At 67.2% G+C, this 14051-nt stretch carries 15 protein-coding genes and 1 pseudogene; 3 read left to right on the plus strand and 13 right to left on the minus strand.

Annotated elements, in window-relative coordinates; all coding sequences use genetic code 11:
- Positions 1–58: 58 nt before the first annotated feature.
- A complete protein-coding gene (locus tag AB4850_RS23305; protein ID WP_414445339.1) occupies positions 59–400 on the plus strand; it encodes a hypothetical protein in 342 nt (113 codons plus the stop codon).
- 141 nt (positions 401–541) lie between these two features.
- On the opposite strand, the gene AB4850_RS23310 is transcribed toward AB4850_RS23305, so the two are convergent.
- The gene (locus AB4850_RS23310; RefSeq protein WP_414445340.1) at positions 542–1000 is read right to left on the minus strand and encodes a hypothetical protein; all 459 of its coding nucleotides are present in this window, start codon (positions 998–1000) and stop codon (positions 542–544) included.
- Positions 1001–1213: 213 nt separating this feature from the next.
- Between AB4850_RS23310 and AB4850_RS23315 the strand changes: the two genes are divergently transcribed.
- On the plus strand, positions 1214–1501 hold the full coding sequence (locus tag AB4850_RS23315) for a YciI-like protein (protein ID WP_414445341.1): 288 nt from the start codon (positions 1214–1216) through the stop codon (positions 1499–1501).
- Positions 1502–1520: 19 nt separating this feature from the next.
- Here AB4850_RS23315 and corA read toward each other — a convergent pair whose 3' ends face one another.
- Positions 1521–2498 carry a magnesium/cobalt transporter CorA gene (corA, locus tag AB4850_RS23320; protein ID WP_414445342.1) on the minus strand — a complete coding sequence of 326 codons (978 nt, stop codon included), beginning with the start codon at positions 2496–2498 and terminating at the stop codon, positions 1521–1523.
- 263 nt (positions 2499–2761) lie between these two features.
- Between corA and AB4850_RS23325 the strand changes: the two genes are divergently transcribed.
- Complete coding sequence (locus tag AB4850_RS23325; RefSeq protein WP_414445343.1) at positions 2762–3376, plus strand: AAA family ATPase; 615 nt, start codon at positions 2762–2764, stop codon at positions 3374–3376.
- 129 nt (positions 3377–3505) lie between these two features.
- On the opposite strand, the gene AB4850_RS23330 is transcribed toward AB4850_RS23325, so the two are convergent.
- From AB4850_RS23330 to AB4850_RS23380, 11 genes and pseudogenes are all read right to left on the minus strand, one after another.
- Positions 3506–4606, minus strand: coding sequence for a saccharopine dehydrogenase C-terminal domain-containing protein (locus AB4850_RS23330; protein WP_414445344.1), 1101 nt, complete (start codon positions 4604–4606; stop codon positions 3506–3508).
- 293 nt (positions 4607–4899) lie between these two features.
- Positions 4900–6858, minus strand: a complete 1959-nt coding sequence (locus tag AB4850_RS23335; protein WP_414445345.1) for a VWA domain-containing protein — start codon at positions 6856–6858, stop codon at positions 4900–4902.
- Between the two features lie 2 nt (positions 6859–6860).
- Positions 6861–7520 carry a TadE/TadG family type IV pilus assembly protein gene (locus AB4850_RS23340; RefSeq protein ID WP_414445346.1) on the minus strand — a complete coding sequence of 220 codons (660 nt, stop codon included), beginning with the start codon at positions 7518–7520 and terminating at the stop codon, positions 6861–6863.
- A complete protein-coding gene (locus tag AB4850_RS23345; RefSeq protein WP_414445347.1) occupies positions 7517–8038 on the minus strand; it encodes a TadE/TadG family type IV pilus assembly protein in 522 nt (173 codons plus the stop codon). The genes AB4850_RS23340 and AB4850_RS23345 overlap by 4 nt, the downstream gene beginning before the upstream one ends.
- On the minus strand, positions 8035–8937 hold the full coding sequence (locus AB4850_RS23350; RefSeq protein WP_414445592.1) for a tetratricopeptide repeat protein: 903 nt from the start codon (positions 8935–8937) through the stop codon (positions 8035–8037). Before AB4850_RS23350 ends, AB4850_RS23345 begins: the two co-directional genes overlap by 4 nt.
- Before the next feature lie 92 nt (positions 8938–9029).
- Positions 9030–9998: a type II secretion system F family protein gene (locus AB4850_RS23355; RefSeq protein WP_414445348.1), complete on the minus strand. Its 969-nt coding sequence runs from the start codon at positions 9996–9998 to the stop codon at positions 9030–9032.
- On the minus strand, positions 9995–10150 hold the full coding sequence (locus AB4850_RS23360; RefSeq protein WP_414445689.1) for a hypothetical protein: 156 nt from the start codon (positions 10148–10150) through the stop codon (positions 9995–9997). Before AB4850_RS23360 ends, AB4850_RS23355 begins: the two co-directional genes overlap by 4 nt.
- A 45-nt stretch (positions 10151–10195) precedes the next feature.
- A pseudogene (locus AB4850_RS23365) lies at positions 10196–10971 on the minus strand (type II secretion system F family protein); the annotation flags it as partial.
- 1 nt (position 10972) lies between these two features.
- Positions 10973–12403: a CpaF family protein gene (locus tag AB4850_RS23370; protein ID WP_414445349.1), complete on the minus strand. Its 1431-nt coding sequence runs from the start codon at positions 12401–12403 to the stop codon at positions 10973–10975.
- A complete protein-coding gene (locus AB4850_RS23375; RefSeq protein WP_414445350.1) occupies positions 12400–13620 on the minus strand; it encodes an AAA family ATPase in 1221 nt (406 codons plus the stop codon). Before AB4850_RS23375 ends, AB4850_RS23370 begins: the two co-directional genes overlap by 4 nt.
- Complete coding sequence (locus AB4850_RS23380; protein ID WP_414445351.1) at positions 13617–14051, minus strand: CpaD family pilus assembly lipoprotein; 435 nt, start codon at positions 14049–14051, stop codon at positions 13617–13619. The genes AB4850_RS23375 and AB4850_RS23380 overlap by 4 nt, the downstream gene beginning before the upstream one ends.

The following is a 14051-nucleotide window of genomic DNA, read 5'->3' on the forward strand; positions in this document are numbered from 1 at the left end:
TGACGCCCGCTTTCCCTAAGCTTGCGGTCATCACACCAATCAACGATAGGGGAACGAGATGAACAAGATCGCATTGCTGGCGCCGGCGCTGGTGGCCGGCTCGATGCTGGCGGGCTGCGTCGCCTACCCGGCCGATCAGGGTTACGGCGGCGGCTATGGCGGCGGTTACGCGGCCCAGCCGGCCTACGTGGCGCAACCGGCCGTGGCGGTCGATCTCAGCATCGGCTGGCACGGCGACCGTTATTACGACGGCCGCCGCTACTGGGCGCGCGACGACTGGAATCGCGCGCACCCGCCCGGCCCGGGCCCCGGCTACCATCGCGACGATCATCGTCCGGACGGCCCCGGCCAGGGCGGGCGTGGCGACGATCACCGCGGCGGCGACGACCATCGCTGGTAATACGCCACGCCTCGGCGACGGGGCGCGCAACCACACCGCGCGAGCGCGACCGGATCATTCGGTTGCCTCGCGCGGTTCGTTTTTGGGAGCGGGATTAATAAATCACGCCCTCACATCACGCCGACCCATCCGCACGGCCCATCACGGCCGGCTATCCGATGCCGCCCCGCCGGCCGATGCCGCGCTACCCGGCAACGCGCGCCGAATGCCCTCCACCATCGCGTGCGCCGCGCCGGCCACGATCGCCGCATCGACGCCGTAGGTCTGCCATTCGTCCCGGCCGTTCTTCGAGAACACCAGCGAGGCATGCGAGCTGGACGGCTCCTCCGATTTCGCCGAACGCCAGACGATCGTCACGTCGCAGGTATAGGCGTGCTCGGCCGTCTTGCGGCACGGGCCGTCTTCGCGGATCGCGGAGATGTCGGCGGCCACCGGCAGCGGCTGGCCGAAGAACGCGTTGACGGGGCCGTGATTCTCGGTGTCGAGCGCCTGCCGCACGGCGGCGTCGATCTCGGCCGGCGCGGGGCCGTCGTGGAGCCAGCCGCAGGCGGCCATCAGCGGCGCGAGCGCGCCGGCAAGCAACAGGGTACGTAGCGTCATTCGATATCCTTCGTGCGCCGGCCGCGCGGCCGGCGGCGGCCCGTCGCGCGCCGCCCCTCGCGACGCGCCCGATCGAAGCCGCGCGCGCAGTGTGCCGCGAGCCGCGCCGCGCTGCCGTATCGAATCGTAAGCAGTTGTTCGCGGCGGCGGATGCCGCGCCTATACTGGGCTTTTCCGCGCCCCCGGCGCGCGAACACGAACGAAGGAGACACCATGTACTACCTGCTGACCTACGATCTCGTCGATACCTATCTCGAACGCCGCGCCGAGTTCCGCGGCGCGCATCTGGCGCTGGCCAACGCGGCCGCCGAGCGCGGCGAGCTGCTGCTCGCCGGCGCGCTGGACGATCCCGCCGACTGCGCGGTGCTGCTGTTCGCGGGCGACACGCCGGCCGCCGCCGAAGCCTTCGCGCGAGCCGATCCCTACGTGGCGCACGGCCTCGTGCGCCAATGGCAGGTGCGCCGCTGGAACGTGGCCGCCGGCCGCGACGCGAAGGCCTGAGCCGGCGCGCGCCCTCGCCTCACAGCCAGCGGGCGCGCTTGAACCACCACAGCAGCCCGAGGTCCGCCACCGCCATCACGCCGACGCAGACATAAAAGCCGAAGCGCCAATGCAGCTCGGGGATGTTGTTGAAGTTCATGCCGTAGATCCCGGCGATCATGGTCGGGATCGCGAACAGCGCGGCGAACGAACCGAGCCGCTTGGTCACCTCGCTCTCCGCCAGCGAGATCATCCCGAGATCCACCTGCACCGCCGTCACCACCATTTCGCGCCGCGCCTCCAGCGTTTTCGTGATGCGCTGCAGGTGGTCGTACACGTCGCGGAAGTAATGCTCCATGCCGCTGCACACCTGCGGCGTACGCCCGCCCACCAGCTTCGAAAGCGGCTCCAGCAGCGGCGCGGTGTGCTGATAGACCGTCATCAGGCGGCGCTTCAGCGAATAGAGATCCTGAATGATCGCGCGCGCCGTGGACGACGACGATTTCTCGAAGATGCGGTCTTCCAGTTCCTCCAGCTCCGCGCCGAGCGCCTCGACCGTCGGGAAGTAGCGATCCACCACCTGATCCATCAGCGCGTAGAACACGAACGCCGCGCCGCCCTTGAGCAGATGCGGTTCGCGCTCGCAGCGGTGGCGCACGTCCTGGAAGCCGTGCGAGGTGCGGTTGCGGATCGACAGGATGTAGTTCGAGCCGACGAACACGCTCAGTTCGCCGATCTCCAGCTCGTCCTCGGCGTCGAGTTCCACCGTATGCAGGACCGCGAACAGCGAATCGCCGTATTCCTCGATCTTCGGCCGCTGATGGCCGACCAGGGCATCTTCCAGCGCGAGTTCATGCAGGCTGAACTCCTCGCCCATCCGTTCGAGCTCTTCCTTCGACGGCTCCTTCAGCGCGACCCAGACGAAGCATTCGGGGCGCGCGACGTAGTCGCTGATGTTGTCGATATCGATGTCGGCCAGCTTCTGGCCGTTCTGGTAAGCAGCACAGTTGATCAGCATTGTGTCGTGGGGAAACGTCCGCTTCCACGTCCGTTTTTATCCGTGATTCGGCCCGCTAGTGTAGCGGTTCCGGCGCCCGGCACGCAGCACCGCGCGCGGGCCGCCCGGCCTTGCCAGCGCAGGCGTTCGCGGTCATGATCGCTGCTGCACGGCAGCGCCCGACGATCGGCTTTCGCCCCGCCTTTCGGGGCGCCGTCCGGTAGCTGCCGGCGGCCTTTCGTTTCGGCCGTTTCCTCTCGCTTCTTGCCTCGGAGGCTTCGCTCGTGAAGTACCTGGTGTTTTTCTGCGGTCATGCCGGCACCGGCAAGACCACGCTCGCCAAGCAGTTGATCGGCCCGCTGATGCGCGCGACCGGCGAGGCGTTCTGCCTGCTCGACAAGGACACGCTGTACGGCCGCTACAGCGCCGCCGCGATGGGTGCGCTGACGCAGGACCCGAACGATCGCGACAGCCCGCTCTACCTGCAACACCTGCGCGATCCCGAATACCAGGGCCTGCTCGACACGGCCCGCGAGAACCTCGAACTCGGCATCAGCGTGCTGGTGGTCGGGCCGCTGTCGCGCGAGATTCGCGACGGGCGGCTGCTGAACCGGCAATGGCTCGGCATCGGCCACGACGTCGAGCTGCGCGTGGTGTGGGTGCATACGTCCGAGGACACGGCGCGCGAGCGCATCGTCGCGCGCGGCAACCCGAGCGACGCCTACAAGCTCGCGCACTGGGATGAGTACCGCGCGCGGCGCTTCGTGCCGTCGGGCGCGGCCTGCGACGGCCTGCTGCAATTCGACAACACGGCGCCCAGCACGGCCAGCGTCGAAACGCTGCTGCACCGCATCGTGCCGCCCGCGCAGGGCGCGATGGTGCCGCCGCTGCCGGCCTGATCCGCAATAGGCGGCACGCGGCCCCAGCAGATCGCGCGCCGGCTCCACAACGCAACATGGCCGGTGCTCGCGCACCGGCCATGTTCGTTTATCGCCGCGATTCTCGCTGCGATCCGGGCCGACCCGGCGTCAAGCCGCGGCGTGCGCCGGCACCTGTGTCGCGCCTTCATAAAGCTTGCCGAAACGATTGTCGAGGAAGGCTTTCAGCGGCACCTGCTCCTGGCGCACGAAACCGCGCTGCGGCAGGCGGCCTTCGCGGAACAGGTCGAGCACCGCGCACATCGCGCCGGCCGTGGTGATCTGGATCGCGCTCATCGGCATGCCGCCGATCTCCTTGGCGAACACCTTGCGCGTGAACACGTCCTGCACGAGCTGGCCCTGCTTGGTGCCCGTGACCGTGACGAACACCAGCACCACGTCCTGCTTGGTCGACGGCACCGCGCGGCGCATCATCGCCTTCAGCGCGTCGCGGTCGGACGCGAGGCGCATGTCGTCGAGCAGGAATTGCATCAGGTCGCGATGGCCCGGATAGCGCACCGACTTGTAATCGAGCGTGCCGACCTTGCCCGCCAGCGTCTCGCACAGCGTGCCCAGGCCGCCCGAGGTATTGAACGCCTCGTATTCGGTGCCGTCGAGCGAGAAGTGTTCGAGGCCTTCGAGCGGTTGCACCCATTGGCGCTCGCCATTGCGGATTGCTTCGCAGGGCTGACAATATTCGTTGATCAGGCCGTCGACGCTCCAGGTCAGGTTGTATTTGAGCGCGTTGGTCGGGTACTCGGGCAGCGCGCCCACCCGCATCTTCACGTCGCGAATTTCGCTGAAGCCCTCCAGCAGCGCATGCGCGGCGATGCCGATGAAGCCCGGCGCGAGGCCGCACTGCGGCATGAACGCGTGATCGGCGCCGTCGGCCAGGCTGCGGATCGCGTGCGTGGCGCGCACGTCCTCGGTCAGGTCGAAGTAATGCACGCCGGCCGCCTTCGCGGCGGCCGCGACGTTCACGGCCAGGTAATACGGCAGCGCATTGACCAGCGCGTCGAAGCCCTGGAGCGCCTCGCGGATCGCGTTCGCGTCGGCGGAATCGACGCGGCGCGTGGCGATGCCGGCGGCGGCGAGCTGCTTGAGCGCGTCGGCATCGCGATCGAAGGCCGTGACCTCGTAATCGCCGGTTTCGCGCAGCAGGTGGGCAATGGTGTGGCCGATCAGACCGGCGCCGACAATGGCGATTTTCATGATGACGCTCCTGAGGTGTTGTTGTACGGAGGAAGGCAAGGCCTGCAGGAGAGTGTACGAACGAGCAAAAACAGTTGATAGACGAAGAGTGATGCGTTTCGTCATGGATTTTCGTCGTTTCGACGATGAAGTGTGACGATTTGAAGGATGGGTGGGAGAAGGTCTGCCGGAGGTTCGGCGCGCGCGGGCACGACGGCGCGCGGCCGGCGCTCGTGATGGGAAGGAATGAGGGATGGCCGTGCACGCGCGGGAAGGCCCGCGCGCTGCCCCTCGGGACAGCGCGCGGACTCCGTTCAGCGCGTCAGGCGCAGCGTGCCGAGGCTGCCGGCGATCTGCTGGAAGATCGTGTTCAGCGAGGTGTTGTCCGGCGCGTGGTAGTAGTTGCCTGGCGAGGCACAGTTGCGCATCGCCGTCTGCGCCACTGAATTCGATGCGTCGGAGCCGAACGTGATCGTGTAGATCGTCACACCCGAATTCTTGATCGCGGTACACACGGCGTTCTGGAACGTGTTGACGTCATCGGGATAGCCGGCGTTGTTGCCCGACGATGCATCGATCGGGTTGTTGCCGTGCAGTTCGGCCGAGTCGGTCTGCCCGTTCGCCAGCGTGGTGCCGTCGGTACGCAACACGGACGATGCCTTCAGCGAATTGGTGCCGACCCCGGACAGGCCGTTGAACCACAGCGTGTTCGGGAACGAGCCGGCGGCGCCGATCTGGTTTTCGCCGTCGGTCAGCACGATCATCACGCGCTGCAGGCTCTGGGTGTTTTCCGGCTTCGGCAGCGACGGATCGGTCGAGATCCAGCCGTTGGCCGCACCGGCCACGTTCTGCGACCAGCTCGAGGTCAGCATGCGCCAGCCCCACAGCAGGCCCATCGGAATGATCGTGGAACCACCGGCGACCATGTTGTTGATGCCGTTCGTGAGCGTGGCCTGCTGGTTGGTCAGGAACGTGACCGACTGCCCCATGCACTGCGAATTCTGGGTAACCGTCTGCGAGCCGTACGAGTTCGGATCGTACTGGTCGACCTCGGTACCGATGCCGATGCCCTGCGGGCTCGTACACCAGTTCTGCACCGAGTAGCCGGCCGTCGTCACGGTCAGCGGCAGGTTGTTGCCGGTGCTGGTGGAGCTCGACGTCCCGCGGCCCGTGCTGCACAGGTTGCCCGAGAACCAGGTGCGGACCGTCAGCCCCGTCGACGGCGGCACGTTGTAGTAATACGGCGTGAACTTCGGCGAGGTCGACGGCGAATACACGCTCGGAGACAGATTGTTGTTTCCGTCGCGCGGCTCCACAGCGCAGCCGCCCCAACCCGACCCGGAAATCGACCGGTTCGCCGTCATCGAAACGTTGGCGCTGTTGTAGGTGAACACCGGGTTCATCCACGACCCGCCGCCCGACAGCGCGCCCGTCAGGTTGACGGTGCTCGCGAACGGCACGAGCCCGACGTAATAGGTCGCGTTGCCCGACGAATACAAGGAATTGATCAGCGAGTTCGCCGCGCTCTTGAGCCCGCTCATCTTGCTCGCGCCGTTCGCCGTGCCGTCCGCCGACTGGCTCATCGAGCCGGTGTTGTCGAGCACCAGCGCCAGCTCCAGCAGGCTCTTCGGTTGACGCAGCACCGTGTTGACGGCGCTCAGGAAGGCCGTCTGCGGGCTGCCGGTCGAGCTACCGCCGCCACCGGTCGCCGCGGCTTTGCTGACGGTCGGATCCAGGAAGTACGGCGCCAGCAGCGGCAGCCGGCCAGAGGCGCTCAGGTTGATGGTCTGGCCGGTCGAGGGGGTGCCCGTCATCGTTGCGGTGAATTGCGCGCCCCGCAGGCCGAGGTAGCTGGTCGGCGGCTGGTTGCCCTGGAAGTACGCGTAGGCATCCGCCTGCCACTGGGTGTAATTCTGCCCGGTCGTATCGCTGTAGTGCGTGAGATCGGCCCCCGACGACAGCGCCGCGACGTCGAGCGCCATCTGCATCTGCGTCTGGCTCATCACGTACTCGATCGAATCGATCGCGAAGCACAGCGTGCCCACCAGGATGCTGCCGAGGATCGCGAACATCATCGTGAACGCGCCGTCGTCCTGCCGCCAGAAGCCTCGCAGCGAACGCGGCCGCCGACGGTTTGCCGCCGTCGGATCGATCATCCAGGCAGTCGCGGCCGATATGGCGGTGGGCGCGACAGGCGGCACCACGCTGCTGCCGGCGGCGAAGTCGCCCGGGTCGCGGTCCGTGGCATCCGGAGAGGAAAGGTCGGCGCGCATCGTCAGCTCGGTGTCTTGAGGGGGAGCGGCTTGCCGGTCCGCGGATAGACCGTCACACGCTTGTAGATGGTGGTGGTGCCGGGCGCCCCGGACCAGAACGCCGCGGTCATCAGGAACGGCCGGTAGGTCAGGAACACCTCGACGATCACGGCCGAATCGCCGGCGCGGTACGGCCAGCCACCGGGCAGCAGGCTCGAGCCCGAGCTGCCCACCTTGCTCTTGACGGTCGTCACCCACGGCGCCGCGGCGCTCCAGTAGACGATCGGCGTGCCGGATGCCATCGACGGCGAATTCGCCGAGGGCGGCGCGCACGAGGTGGTCTGATCGCAGATCGAGGTAATCACCACGCCGCCCTTGGTCTGCAGCGACAGCGGGCTGGACAGCAACGTCGCGGCGTACCAGATCGAACCGAGGTTGTCGGGATCGGTGACGGTTTGCGAGTTGTAGACCTGGTTGCGCTGCCCGAGCGAATCGGCGAGCACATAGGCCGTGTGTTCGACCATGCTGACCGCGCGCAGATACATGTACAGCTCGCCGAAACCGAGCAGCAACAGGAACAGCAGCGGCGTGATGATCGCCACTTCCATGCTGACGAAGCCCCTCGACAGGCGGCCGACGGGCGAACCGGCGCGCCTGCGCCGGGCGGAGCGAATCGCGGTCATTTTTCGTTTTGCACCAGATAATTGCGCGAGAACACCAGCGGCGACACGCCGAACAGCGTGAGCAGGCCGGTGAAGCCGTTCGGAAACGAGAGCCTGACGTTATAGGCCACCACGTCGCCGAGGCCGCCCGCCGAACCGGTGGCCGGGCTGCCGTTGGTGAAGGTGCCGTAGTCGGAAATCGTCAGCGTGACGGTGGCGCCGATACGCGTCCACGGCTGCAGGATGGTCGTCACGGTCTGGCTGGCGGCCTGCTCGCGCGTGCCGCTGGACGGCGCGAGCGTCGTGATGCCCGCGCGCGAGGCCTGCTGGGCCGCGTACTGCACCGAGGCATCGGCCATCAGGTCGAGCCCGAATTCGATGATCCCGAGCATCAGGATGAACACGCCCGGCGCGAGGATCGCGAATTCGAGCGTGGACAAGCCGTGCTCGGACGCACCGAACCGGCGCGCCACGCGTCGCCACGTGTGGCGCACACCAGCGCGCGCGCGGCAGGCCGCGGTTCGCACGTGGGCGCTCATTGCGCGCTTCCGGCGGCGCTGGCCGCGGCTGCCGGTGCACCGCCGACCAGCCGGCTCTGGCCGCCCCAGCCGTTGAACGGTGTCGCGTCGGCCGCCTGGCCGGGTGCGAGCGCCGGTACTGCGGCCGACACCAGCAATCGACGCTCGCGCTGGAATTGATAGAAACGCAGATCGCCATCGACATCGGCCGCGGACAGATCGCGCGACAGCAATTCCGACGCCGCCTGCGTGTTGCCGAGCATGCCGTAGGCCAGCGCCAGATCGTGCGCGGCCTGCGGCGGTGCCGACGGGAAGCGTGTCACGTCGGTCAGCACGTCGACGGCGTCGCGCGCCCGGCCGGCCATGATCAGCGACATGCCGAGATTGATGCTGATGGCGGGGTCGCCCGGATTGTGGGTCAGCGCGTCGCGCAGGAACGCCTGCGCCTCGGCGTGGTCGCCCTTCAGGTCGAGCGCGGCCCCCAACCCGGCCTGCGCCAGCGGCAGGTTCGGCTGCAGTTCGAGCACGCGGCGAAACGAAGCGATCGAGACATCGAACTGACGCAGGCGCAGGCACACGCGCGCGCGTCCCATCAGCGCCGCGGGCGCATTCGCATCGACCGCCAGCGCCTTGTCGTAATACACGCCCGCACGCGTCAGGTCGCCCGCCATGTAGAGCGTGTCGCCGAGGCCGGTCAGGCCCGATACCGAATGCGGATTCTTCTCGACGATCCGGGTGAAGGTGGTGGTGGCTACATCCAGATCGCCCGATTGCAGCGCGCTGCGCGCGATACGATCCTCGCTCGCCGGATTGTCGAGGTTGCGCGTATCGAAGTTCGGCGCCGGCTGCGACTTGTAGGCGATGCCGCCGCCCGACGAGCACGCCGACATGGCCGCCACCGCGCCGGCAGTTGCCAGCATCACGGCGAACCGCCGCGCCCGGCGCGCGGGTGCGTCGCGACCCGCAATGGAACCAGCCGCGCGATCGGCCGCGGAACGGAACAGGAAGGCGATCATTGTGGGTGTGCGAAGAAGTCCAGCAGCTGAATGACAGCAGGCCCCGCCGCGATCACGCAAATCGCCGGCAGAATGAAAAGCAACATCGGGATGACCATTTTCGGCGCGAGCTTGGCGGCCTTTTCCTCGAGCGACATGATGAACGCGAGCCGCTCCGAGCGCGACAGCGTCTTCAGCGACTGCGTGATCGGCGTGCCGTAGCGCATCGATTGCGTGAGCGTGGAAATCAGCGCGCGAATCGACGGCAGGTTGATGCGCCGCCCGAGGTTGCGCAGCGCATGCTCGACATCGCCCGACACGCGCAGCTCGTCCGCGGTCAGCGCGAATTCGGCCGACAGCGGCGGGCAAATCGAGGCCAGCTCGTCGGCCACGCGCTGGATGCTGACCAGCAGGCTGTTACCGGCGTTGGTGCAAATCACCAGCAGGTCGAGCGCATCGGGCAGACACGCCGAGATCCAGCGCCGCCGCGACGCCGCGCGAAAACGCAAGGCGTACTCCGGCACGATCATGCCGACGATGAAGGCGCCGAGCATCATCGCGCCGCGAAACGCGGGGATATGACCGAGGCCCGGCACGTTCGCGCCCGACACCACCATCACCGCCGCGGCCAGCACGCCGAACGAAAACTTGACGCCCAGCATCACCGCGGTCGACTTGTCGCCGCGAAAGCCGGCGTTGAGCAGATCGCGCTCGATCTGCGCGCGCAACTTGGCATCGAAGAACGGCACCTTGTCGCCCAGCAGCGAGAGGAAATCCGTCAGTCGCTCGGACAGCCCGGTCTTGGCCGCCTTCACCTCGTCGTCGGTTTGGGTGCGCGCGGTGCGAACCTGCACCGCCTCGCGCACGCGCGCGGCGATCTTGCCTTGATAGCTGCCGTATTTGATCGCCCACCAGCCGGCGATCACCAGCAGCAGGCCGACCAGCATCATCAGGTCGGTGACGATTTCGGCGAGACTGGACATCATCGCGTCGTCTCCAGCTTGGACATCTTCTGCACCGTGATCAGGCCGAGCGAAATCGAGATCACCGCGAACGTCAGCAGCTTGTGACCCGCTTGCGTATCGAACAGCACCTGGACATACGGCCGGTTGATCGCATACAGGCCGCCGACGATCACGAACGGAATCGCGGTCAGGATCTTGGTGGTGATGCGGGCCTCACCCGTCAGCGCGATCGATTTCTGGCGGATCTCGCGGCGGGTCCGAACGATGTTCGACAGGTTCTCGAGCGTTTCGCTGAGTTGCCCCCCGTCTCGCGCTGCACCAGCAGGCAGACGCAGAAGAACGAGAAATCCGAAATCGCGATGCGGCGCGTGGCCGTGGTCATCACTTCCTCGATATCCAGGCCGACCTGCAGCGAATCGCCCATCAACCGGAACTCGCGCTTGAGCGGCATTTCGCACTCGTCGGCGCAGTTGATGATGACCTGCGTGACCGGGATACCGGCGCGCACCGCGCGCACGATCGAATCGATCACATCCGGGAAGCCCGCCAGGAAGCGGTTCTTGAAGCGGTTCACCAGGAACCGGTAGGCCCACATCGCGCCGCCCACCGGCGCACCGGCCAGCAGCAGCGGCAGCGACCATTGCGGCAGCGGCGCAATGATGCTGACCACCGTGGCCAGCACGGTGGCGATCGCCACGGTGATGATCACGAAACGCTTGCCCGCTCCACCGGCCACCGTATCGAGGCGCGACAGCTTGGCCGAAGCCCAGGCGCCCAGCACCGTCTCGGAGCGCGTTTCGCTGAACAGCGACTTGTCGATCACCACCGATTCGGTGCCGGTCAGCGCCACGGTCTTGCCGAACGAGGATTGCATTCGCTGCGCGATGCGTGCGGACGGGCGTTGCCGGTACAGGCTCGTACCGACCATCGCCATCAGGCCGATCACCACGATGCACAGAAAGCTCGCGAGCGCGATCAGGTTCGGATTGACCATCTCAGCCCATCGCCTCCATCACCGCTTCCTGCAAGCCGTAATAGGTCGCACGCTCGATGAACGCCGGCCGGATCGGCTGGCAGTCGAAGGTGCCCTTCACCTCGTCGCCGAACGCCGTGGCGTCGTAGCGGAACGAGAACAGATCCTGCGTGATGATCACCTCGCCCTCCATGCCCACCAGCTCGGTGATCTTGGTGATGCGGCGCACGCCGTCGCGCATCCGTTCGATCTGCACGAACATGTGCACGGCGCTCGCAATCTGGCGGCGGATCGACATCAGCGGCAGATTGCCGTTGGCCATCATCACCATGCTTTCCAGCCGCGTGATCGCGTCGCGCGGCGTGTTCGCGTGGATGGTGGTCATCGAGCCGTCGTGGCCCGTGTTCATCGCCTGCAACACGTCGAACGCTTCGGGGCCGCGGGTTTCGCCGAGGATGATCCGGTCGGGACGCATCCGCAGCGAGTTGCGCACCAGGTCGCGCTGGTTCACGCCGCCCAGGCCTTCGGTGTTTTCCGGACGCGTTTCGAGGCTGACCACGTGGGTCTGCTGCAGTTGCAGTTCGGCCGCGTCCTCGATCGTGACGATCCGTTCGCCGTCGCCGATGTAGTGCGACAGCGCGTTCAGCAAGGTGGTCTTGCCCGAGCCCGTACCGCCCGCGACGATGATGTTCAGGCGGCAGCGGCTGGCCAGCTTCAGCAGCTTGGCCATGTTCGCCGACAGGTTCGCCTGCTTGGCCATGATGTCGAGCGTGATCTTGCGCTTCGGGAATTTACGAATCGAGATCGAGGCGCCCTTCAGCGCGAGCGGCGGCAGCACCACGTTGACCCGGCTGCCGTCGGCGAGCCGCGCGTCGACCATCGGGCTGCTTTCGTCCACCCGGCGCCCGGCGCCCGCCGCGATCCGCTGCGCGACGTTGGCCACGTGCGCGTTGTCGCGGAACTTGTAGGGCGTCAGCTCCAGCCGGCCGTGACGTTCGACGAACACCTGATCCGGGCCGTTGACCAGCACGTCGGTCACCGATTCATCGACCAGCAACGGCTCGATCGGACCGAGACCGAACATGTCATTGAGCAATTCCTCGACCATCAACGTCTGGTCGGCCATGGTGACGTTCAGGTATTCGCGCTCGGCGACCACCGCCACCATCTGCTCGACGGTCGCGCGCATCTGGTCGCGCGACTTGCCGACCGCCGCCGAGGCGTTCATGGTCGCGAACACGCCGATGCGGATCACACGGAACACATCCGAGCGCACCATCGGCTCGCCGGCGCCGCCGCGACGCGCTTCCGTGCTCTTCCAGGCCGGCTCCGGAATCGACGCGGCCGGCGCGGGCGCCACCGGCGTCGACACCGGGGCCATGGCCTCGCCGGCAACGGGCGCGGCCTCGACGATCGATTCGACTTCGCGTGCCTTGGTGCCGAAGGATTTCATCGTTTCCACCATTTGAAGCGGCGGCCGCCACGTGCCTCGCCGGTCGCCTTCAGGCCGACCAGATCGTTGGCGATCTGCGTGATCGAATTCGTGAACGCGTTCGCGGCGCGGCCTGCCGGCGGCTCGCCGATGTTCTCGGAGATCGCCAGGATCTTGCTTTCGTGGGCGATTTCCTGAAGCACCGAACGCCCGATCGCGGCGACGAAATCGCTTTGCTGAACATTGCCGTGCGTACGCGCGTTGGTATGGTTCAGCACGAACGAGATCACCGGCGAATTGCTGCGCTGCTCGACGTACTGGAACAGCCGCACCGTTTCGTGCGCGCCGTACACGGAACGGTCGCTGATCATGTAGACGCGCGCGGCATTGTCGAACGCTTCGGTCGACAGCCGGCCGACGCCCGCGCCGGTGTCGATGATCACGTAGTGGAAGCCGTCGGTCAGCAGCTCGATCAGCCGCTCCACCGCGCCGTCCTTGAACGGCCACGGTGCGCCGTACGGCAGTTCGCACGACAGCAGGAACAGGCGCGTGCCGATCGGCACCATGGTGCGCTCGACATAGGCGGCATCGATCCGGTCGATGCCTTGCAGCACTTCGGACAGGCCGTTGCTGGGCGGCACGCCGAGCAACGAGCTGGCCGCGCCGCCGTTGATGCTGAGGTCGACGTAGGCGATCCGGCGATGCGTGGTATCGGCCAGGTGGCGCGCCAGGTTCACCGCGATGGTGGTGGTGCCGACGCCGCCGCGCGCGCCGACGAACGCGATCGCCTTGCCGCGCCGGGTCTGCGGCACGGCGCGCACGGTGCCGTCGTTCAGGTCGAGCGTGCGCTTGAGCAGTTCTTCGGTCAGCGGCTTGACGAGATAGTCGCGCACGCCGATGCCGAGCAGGCCGCGATACAGCGCCACGTCGTTCTTGTCGCCGAGCGCGACCACCTGCACCGACGGCTCGCACACCTCGGCGAGCCGCGCCAGGTCCGACAGCGGCATCGTCGAGCCTTGCAGATCGATCAGCAGCAGACGCGGCGAGCGTCCGACCTTGGCGATATGAGCGATCGCCTCGGTCACGCCGCCGAGCCCCACATGGGTATGCGGCAAGGCTTCGTCGAAGATGAAGTTGCGCAGCGTCTGCTCGGTCTGGCGATCGCCGACGAACGCCATGAAGCGGGCTGCACGCGCGGCTGTCTGCGCGCGCGCCGCGTTGGTGTCGGCCGCGCTCATGGCGAACCTCCACCGCTGCCGCCCGGTGCTGCCTTGGTCGCGTTCAGCGACGTGGCCCGATCGAGCGACTTCACGGTGCCCGTCTCGTAACGGTGCACCGCCGCGCCCGCCACGGCCGCGTCGGCTGGGCCGAGGCTGGCCGGCGCGACCAGATCCTGCGGATTGGCGACCTGCGCGGCCAGGTTCGTGTAAGTGGCGCAGCCCCATTGCATGGACGGCTGACGAAACCCGCCATCGGTCAGCACCGACCGCTCGGTGAGCGCGTTGCAATCGGGCGGCATCGCGCCATTCGGGCCGACCGGGATCGACGACGCGTCGGGCATCATCGGCTTCGGTTCGGCACAGCCGACCAGCGCGAGCGCGGCGGCCACCGCAGCCACGGCAAACCGCGCGCGGGCCTCAAGGAACAAGTCAAGGGACAAGGAATGCAT

This window comes from Burkholderia sp. 22PA0106, assembly GCF_047497155.1.
GTDB lineage: Bacteria > Pseudomonadota > Gammaproteobacteria > Burkholderiales > Burkholderiaceae > Burkholderia.